The organism is Streptomyces cyslabdanicus (assembly GCF_052663305.1).
In genome coordinates, this window is sequence record NZ_JBQRUW010000090.1 from 1 (window position 1) to 2,594 (window position 2,594).

Below are 2,594 nucleotides of genomic sequence, written 5' to 3' on the forward strand. Positions count from 1 at the left end.
GCACGCACTCTCGCCGCACCGGCCGAAAGCCCGAGTACATCCAGTACGAGGACTTCCGGCCGGCACACCGAGAGCACGCACCGGACGCCGCTCCTTGACGGGCAAACGTTGCCCGCCGCGGCACTAGGCCGCCGACCGGGCCAGCCAGTCGGGAAGCGCCTCCAACTCCTCCTGCCCCAGCGCCAGAAGCATCGCGTCCGCGGGAGTCGGCTCGAACGGCTCCCGCAGCAGCGGCATCCCCGCCTGCTCCGGAGTCCGGTCCGCCTTGCGGTGGTTGTCCTCCGCGCACGAGGCCACCGTGTTCAGCCAGGTGTCCTGCCCGCCCCGCGACCGCGGCACCACGTGGTCCACGGTCGTCGCCCGCCGCCCGCAGTACGCGCACCGGTGCCGGTCCCGTATCAGCACGCCCCGTCTCGACCACGGAGCCTGTCTTCGGAACGGCACCCTCACATACCGGCACAACCGGATCACCCGGGGCGCGGGGATGTCGACCTCCGCGCCACGCAGCCGCAGCTCCGGATGGGCCTGTTCGACCACGGCCTTCGACTGGAGCACCAACACGACCGCTCGCTTCAGCGTCACCGTCGACAGTGGCTCGAAGCTCGCGTTCAGCACCAGCGTGTCCCGCATCCCAGCCCACCTCCCAAGAGCGCCGACCCACCCCCTGGCGGGCTGGATCAACTCTGGCCGGGCGCGCCGGGATGGACAACGCAATAAAAATGCCCGCTCCCGGCCACGTCCAAGACCAGAAGCGGGCAAACGTTCAGTGAACGGCGGCCTGCGTGCCGCGCGGCTCAGCCCTCGGCGGGATTCTCGTACTCGCCGATCAGCTGGGCGCGCGCCAGCGTGTGGAAGCGCAGATTGAAGCCCACCACCGCGGGCGAGGCGTCCGAGTCCGGACCGAGCTTTTCCTGGTCCACCGCGTACACCGTGAACACATACCGGTGCGGTCCGTCCCCGGGCGGCGGCGCGGCACCACCGAAGCCCTTCGTGCCGTAGTCGTTGCGCGCGTGCACGGCGCCCTGGGGAAGCCCCTCGAACGCGCCGCCGCCCGCACCCGCCGGCAGCTCCGTCACCGAGGCCGGGATGTCGAACAGCACCCAGTGCCAGAACCCGCTGCCCGTCGGGGCGTCCGGGTCGTAGCAGGTCACGGCGAAACTCTTGGTCTCCGGCGGGAAACCCGCCCAGCGCAGCTGCGGGGAGGTGTTCCCGCCCGCGTGGACCTGGGCGTCCCCGAGCGTCGCGCCCTCCCGGACGTCGTCGCTCGTGACCGTGAAGGACGGCACGGGCGGATGGAAGTCATGGGGGAGCGGCCGCCGCTTGAGCTCGGTCACCTCGGTACCTCCTGATCGGTTCCTGGATGTTCCCGATCCATGATCCCATCCGGCAGGACCACGCTCGTGAGCCGTGATCGCGGCGCCCGACGAATCTCGCCCACGACATGTCGCGTCGGTCAGCATGAACGGTATGGATCTCGCCCACCCCGCTGAAGAAGTCGCCCCCGAGCTGCTCGGCGCCGTCCTCACCCACCAGACCCCCGAGGGAACCGTGAGCATCACCATCACGGAGACCGAGGCGTACTCCGGCACGGCCGACCCCGCCTCCCACGCCTACCGGGGCAGGACGCCTCGCAACGCCGTCATGTTCGGACCCGCGGGACACCTGTACGTCTACCGGTCCCACGGTCTCCACTGGTGCGCCAACATCGTCACCGGGAGGGACGGCATCGCCTCGGCCGTCCTCATCCGGGCAGGCAGGGTCGTCGAAGGGGAAGACCTGGCACGCACACGGCGAGGGACGAAGGTCGAGAGCCCACGCCTCGCACGCGGTCCGGGGAACTTCTGCCAGGCACTCGGCATCAGGGCGGAGCACAACGGCACAGACCTACTGGCAGGCGCCTCGGTCACGCTGTCCGAGGGTGAGCCGGTACCCGCCGCGCTCGTCCGGGTCGGTCCTCGGGTGGGCGTGAGCAAAGCCCACGACTGGCAGCACCGCTTCTACCTCGCCGATGACCCGACCGTCTCGGCGTACCGCCTGAGCCCGAGGGCCAAGCCGCCCACCGGAGCCTGAGCCGCAGGCACGCCGAGTGATGGACATCGGCTGCGGTACAGGGGTGTTCGCGCTTCTCCTGGCTGACCGCGGGATCGAGGTCGTCGGTGTCGATCCCGCCGATCGGAAGTTGACTCGCCCGCGGAAGGTGCGTAACGTAGCCCAAGCCGCTGAACCGGGTACGGCGATCGCCTGCAGCCGGAGCGGCCAACCCACTACCTACCATGCACCCCTTCAGCGGGGTCGTTTTCGGTGCGCCCGCGTACCCGAATTCGAACTCGCAGGACTCGATTATGAGTCGCCGAGGGAATCGGCTAACGTAGTGAATGTCGAAAGGCCGACGGACGGAAGTCCAAAAGCCCAGGACAAGCCCCGCTGACTGGGGGTCAGGTCGAGAAAAAGATCTGATAGAGTCGGAACCGCCGGAAAGGGAAACGCGAGAGCGGAAACCTGGAAAGCACCGAGGAAATCGGATCGGAAAGATCTGATAGAGTCGGAAACACCGAAGGGAAGCGCCCGGAGGAAAGCCCGAGAGGGTGAGTACG

Annotated in this window: 3 protein-coding genes and 1 pseudogene; 2 read left to right on the forward strand and 2 right to left on the reverse strand. The window is 68.7% G+C overall.

What is annotated here, in order from left to right:
- Nucleotides 1-123: 123 nt before the first annotated feature.
- Both ACTYVM_RS36975 and ACTYVM_RS36980 read right to left on the reverse strand, forming a co-directional pair.
- Entirely contained in the window at nucleotides 124-630 is a 507-nt protein-coding gene (locus tag ACTYVM_RS36975; protein ID WP_400026537.1) for an HNH endonuclease, read from the reverse strand.
- Between the two features lie 164 nt (nucleotides 631-794).
- Nucleotides 795-1,334, reverse strand: coding sequence for a YbhB/YbcL family Raf kinase inhibitor-like protein (locus ACTYVM_RS36980; protein WP_445530120.1), 540 nt, complete (start codon nucleotides 1,332-1,334; stop codon nucleotides 795-797).
- Between the two features lie 124 nt (nucleotides 1,335-1,458).
- Between ACTYVM_RS36980 and ACTYVM_RS36985 the strand changes: the two genes are divergently transcribed.
- Both ACTYVM_RS36985 and ACTYVM_RS36990 read left to right on the forward strand, forming a co-directional pair.
- Complete coding sequence (locus ACTYVM_RS36985; RefSeq protein ID WP_445530121.1) at nucleotides 1,459-2,070, forward strand: DNA-3-methyladenine glycosylase; 612 nt, start codon at nucleotides 1,459-1,461, stop codon at nucleotides 2,068-2,070.
- Nucleotides 2,069-2,182, forward strand: a pseudogene (locus ACTYVM_RS36990) (class I SAM-dependent methyltransferase); the annotation flags it as partial. The gene ACTYVM_RS36985 and the pseudogene ACTYVM_RS36990, both read left to right, overlap by 2 nt.
- Between the last annotated feature and the right edge of the window lie 412 nt (nucleotides 2,183-2,594).